At 60.3% G+C, this 4,882-nt stretch carries 5 protein-coding genes; all 5 read left to right on the top strand.

The window, feature by feature from the left end; translation table 11 throughout:
- Positions 1-604: nitroreductase (locus AC1D0Z_RS16090; RefSeq protein ID WP_477659226.1), on the top strand; the 604-nt coding region annotated here is incomplete at its 5' end.
- 148 nt (positions 605-752) lie between these two features.
- Positions 753-1,106: an FKBP-type peptidyl-prolyl cis-trans isomerase gene (locus AC1D0Z_RS16085; protein ID WP_477659225.1), complete on the top strand. Its 354-nt coding sequence runs from the start codon at positions 753-755 to the stop codon at positions 1,104-1,106.
- Positions 1,107-1,344: 238 nt separating this feature from the next.
- Positions 1,345-2,532, top strand: coding sequence for a nicotinate phosphoribosyltransferase (gene pncB / locus AC1D0Z_RS16080; RefSeq protein WP_477659224.1), 1,188 nt, complete (start codon positions 1,345-1,347; stop codon positions 2,530-2,532).
- 9 nt (positions 2,533-2,541) lie between these two features.
- Entirely contained in the window at positions 2,542-3,948 is a 1,407-nt protein-coding gene (locus AC1D0Z_RS16075; RefSeq protein WP_477659223.1) for a sodium:proton antiporter, read from the top strand.
- A 29-nt stretch (positions 3,949-3,977) separates the two neighbouring features.
- A partial coding sequence (locus AC1D0Z_RS16070; protein ID WP_477659222.1) for a 2-hydroxyacid dehydrogenase occupies positions 3,978-4,882 on the top strand: 905 nt, incomplete at its 3' end.

The following is a 4,882-nucleotide window of genomic DNA, read 5'->3' as shown; positions in this document are numbered from 1 at the left end:
CCTGCTGGAAGTCGCCAGCCGCGCCCCCTCTGGCACCAACACACAGCCCTGGAAGGTTTACGTGCTGCAGGGCGCCAGCCGTGATGCGCTGGTGGAAAAAGTCTGCAATGCCCATGACGCGCTGTACGCCAACCCCGCGCTGRCCGCCGGGTACAAAGAGGAATACGACTATTACCCCGAAAAATGGGTATCGCCCTATATTGACCGTCGCCGTGAGAACGGCTGGGGCCTCTACGGCCTGCTGGGCATCACCAAGGGCGACAAGGACAGGATGCATGCGCAGCATCACCGTAACTTCCAGCTGTTCGATGCGCCCGTGGGCCTGATGTTCACGCTGGATCGCGTGATGGGCCGGGGCTCGCTGGTGGACTACGGCATGTTCATGCAAAACCTCATGGTGGCCGCGCGCGGCCTGGGCCTGCACACCTGTCCGCAGGCTGCATGGAACGGATTTTCCCGGATCATTCTTCCGCACATCGGTGCGGGTAGCGAGGAAATGCTGGTGTGTGGCATGGCGCTGGGTCATGCCGACGAGACGGCCCTCGTCAACACCTTCCGCACACCCCGGGTGCCTGCTTCCGAATTCACCACATGGCTTGACTAGAAGCTGGAAGCGGCGCCGCTGCATCCCCGCACTCGCCGGCAGGATTAGCGTTGCGGGTAAAGTCAGGGATTCGCGAAAAGACCCGATTCCTTTTTGCCTGTTTGGGCTTTGTTTTTTTTGTTTTCACCTGTTTTAGAAGGACCTCACCATGAATCTCACCACCACATCTTCCGGCCTGCAATACGAAGACACTGTGCTGGGCACCGGCGCCATCGCCAAGGCGGGACAGCATGTCAAGGTTCACTACACAGGCTGGCTCTATAACAACGGCGTCCAGGGCGCCAAGTTCGACTCCAGCAAGGACCGCGGCCAGCCGTTCGAGTTTTCATTGGGCGCGGGGCAAGTGATCCGCGGCTGGGATGAAGGCGTGCAGGGCATGTCGGTGGGCGGCACACGTCGCCTCGTTATTCCGGCGGAGCTCGGCTATGGCGCGCGTGGGGCAGGCGGTGTGATTCCTCCGAATGCCACCTTGCTGTTCGAAGTGGATTTCCTGGGCACCTGAGCCAGCGTGTTTCAAGGCGGCGCTGGGCACGTCCGGAAATCCAGTTTTTAGTTCCGACATAACTTGGGTACAAGTTAGTCTCCACTGAAACTTCGTTTTCGGGATGAAGTGCAAGGCGCACGGAGCGCAGCAACCGGAATGTACTTCGGTACACAGGATTGCGGGCCCCGCTGCATAGCGAATGTTCACTGCGCTCAGTGCCGCAATTCGCCCGAAAAATGGATTTACGGACGTGCCCATGATCATCACCAGCCTGCTCGATACCGATCTGTACAAGTTCACCATGATGCAGGTGGTGTTGCACCAATTTCCGGGTGCGGAGGTGGAGTACCGCTTCAAGTGCCGCAATGCCGGCGCCGCGGGCATCGGCGATCTGGCGCCCTATGTGACCGAGATACGCGAAGAAATCCGCGGGCTGTGCAGCCTGCGGTTTCAGGATGCCGAACTGGCTTATCTCAAGGCCATGCGGTTCATCAAGAGTGATTTTGTCGACTTCCTCGGCATCTTCCGGCTCAACGAAAAGTATGTCAGTGTCACGGCCTTGCCTTCGGGCGAGATCGACGTGTCCATCAAGGGCCCCTGGCTGCACACTATCCTCTTTGAGATCCCGGTGCTGGCCATCATCAACGAGGTTTACTTTCGCAACACGCAAAAGAAGGCTGATGTCACCGAAGGACGCAGAAGGCTGGATACCAAGATACGTGAACTGCAGGCTGGCGGTCTGGGCGCGCTCAAGATCGCGGACTACGGCACGCGCCGCCGCTTTGGCAAGGCCTGGCACGAGGAAGTGCTGCGCACCCTGGTCACCCGGCTCGGTACAGGCCCGGAGGGCCAGCTCGCCGGCACCAGCAATGTACTGTTTGCCATGAAGCTGGGCCTCACGCCCCTGGGCACCATGGCGCATGAATACCTGCAGGCCTGCCAGGCACTGGGGCCACGCCTGCGCGACAGCCAGGTTTTTGGTTTCGAGTCGTGGGCCAAAGAATACCGCGGTGACCTCGGCATTGCTCTGTCGGATGTGTATGGCATGAACGCTTTCCTGCGCGACTTCGACATGTATTTCTGCAAACTTTTCGACGGGGCGCGGCATGACAGCGGAGACCCTTTCCAGTGGGGCGAGCGGATGATCGCGCACTATGGAAAAAACCGCGTCGATCCCAAAACCAAGACGCTGATTTTCAGCGATGGCCTGACGGTGCCGCGCACCATTGAGCTCTACCAGCAGTTCAAGGGCCGTTGCCAGCTGGCGTTCGGCATCGGTACCAATCTCACCAATGACCTGGGCTACGAGCCGCTGCAGATCGTCATCAAGATGATTCGCTGCAACGGCCAGCCGGTGGCCAAACTGTCCGACACCCCTTCCAAGAACATGTGCGACGACGAAAAATACCTGGCCTATCTGCGCCAGGTTTTTGAAATCGCCTGAGGAGATTCAATGAAATTCTTGCGCAACTTTGCCGCGGTGGCCTTGATGTGCCTGCCGGGCTTGTCCATGGCGGCCGATATTGACGGCAGCCGTCTTTCGTGGGCATGGGGCATCCCCTTTGCGGGCATTCTCCTGTCAATCGCCTTGATGCCTCTGCTGGTGCCCTCGTTCTGGCATCACCATTTCGGCAAGGTCGCCGCCGCATGGACGCTGGTGTTTTTCCTTCCATTTGCCGCCGTGTTCGGCCTCGCCGTGGCGGGGGGAAGCCTGGTGCATGCCTTGCTGGCCGAATACATTCCTTTCATCATCCTGCTGGTGGCGCTCTACACAGTGGCAGGCGGGATCTTCATCCGCGGCAACCTGCACGGCAGCCCTGCCGTCAACGCGGCCATCCTGGCAATCGGGACGGTGCTGGCGAGTTTCATGGGCACCACCGGTGCTTCCATGCTGATGATCCGGCCGCTGATACGCGCCAACGACAACCGCGCGCACAAAGCGCATGTCGTGGTTTTTTTCATCTTCCTGGTATCCAACGCAGGCGGCTCGCTCACGCCGCTCGGTGACCCACCGCTCTTTCTGGGTTTCCTGAAGGGCGTCGATTTTTTCTGGACGGTCCGTCATATCTTCCCGGAAACGCTATTCCTGGCAGGCAGCCTGTTGGTCATTTTTTATCTGCTGGACCGCTGGTACTACGCCAAAGAGGGCGTGTTTCCCGCCGATCCGACCCCTGACACCCGCGGCGTCGGTTTCGAAGGGGTCGTCAACTTCTGGCTGCTGGCGGCAGTGGTGGGCCTGGTGCTGTTGAGCGGGTTCTGGAAGACGCCGCAGGGCATCACCGTATTTGGCACGGAGGTCGGCCTGCCTGGGTTGGTGCGCGATGCCGGCCTGCTGGCAATCACCTTCATCTCGCTGCGCCTGACGCCAGCGAGCGTGCACAAAGACAACCAGTTTTCGTGGGGGCCGATGCAGGAGGTCGCCAAGCTGTTCGCGGGTATTTTCCTGACCATCATTCCTGTGATCGCCATGCTCAAGGCCGGTGCCGCGGGGCCTTTCGGTGCCATCGTCTCGGCGGTGACGCGTCCTGATGGCCAGCCGGACCCGGCCATGTACTTCTGGGCGACCGGCGCGTTGAGTTCCTTTCTCGACAACGCGCCGACCTATCTTGTGTTTTTTAACACGGCGGGCGGCGACCCGGCCACGTTGATGACAACATTGGCGCCCACGCTGGCGGCTGTTTCGGCCGGGGCCGTGTTCATGGGGGCCAATTCCTACATCGGCAATGCCCCGAACATGATGGTCAAGGCTGTGGCGGAAGAGCGCGGCGTGGCCATGCCCAGCTTTTTTGGTTATATGGCATGGTCCGGCGCGGTGTTGATTCCTCTCTTCATCATCATGACCTTCATCTGGTTCAAATGACCTCTTCATTGCAAGCAAACGGAAACCTCATGAGCAAACCGAAAATCCTCGTCGCACGCGCCGTATTCCCCGAAATCATTGCCCGCCTGCAACAACATTTCGAGGTCGAATCCAACCAGGCCGACGAGACCTGGTCCAAAGCCCAGCTCACCGCGCGCCTCAAGGGAAAGGACGGCGCCTTCACCACCGGTGGCGACAAAATCGACGCGGAGGTGCTGGCGGCCTGCCCGGGACTCAAAATCTGCGCCAACATGGCAGTGGGCTACAACAACTTCGACATCGACGCCATGACGGCTGCCGGCGTGCTGGCCACCAACGCGCCCGACGTGCTGACCGAAACCACCGCTGACTTCGGCTTTGCCTTGTTGATGGCCACGGCCCGCCGCGTCACTGAAAGCGAACACTATTTGCGCGCCGGAAAATGGACCAAGTGGAGCTATGACATGTTCGCCGGCTCCGATATCCATGGCGCCACGCTGGGCATCCTGGGCATGGGCCGCATAGGGCAGGGCATTGCCAAGCGCGGCGCCCATGGATTTGGCATGAAGGTGATTTACCACAATCGCTCCCGCCTGGATGCGATGCTGGAGGCTGAATGCAAAGCCAGCTATGTTGGCAAGGAAGAGCTGCTCAAGACGGCCGATCACCTGGTTCTGGTGCTGCCTTATTCCCCCGCGTCCCATCACACCATTGGTTCCGCCGAGCTGGCGCTGATGAAGCCCACAGCCAACCTGATCAACATCGCGCGCGGCGGCATTGTGGATGATGCCGCACTTGCTGCAGCCCTGCGCGACCGGCGCATCGCTGCTGCAGGCCTGGACGTGTTTGAGGGCGAGCCGGCAGTGCATCCCGATTTGCTGACGGTACCCAATGTGGTCCTGACGCCGCACATCGCCAGCGCCACCATCCCGACACGGCTGGCCATGGCCAGCCT

Source organism: Polaromonas sp. P1_E3 (genome assembly GCF_056405935.1).
Note: the sequence above shows the minus strand (reverse complement) of the source record. Positions and strands in the feature narration are given on the sequence as shown.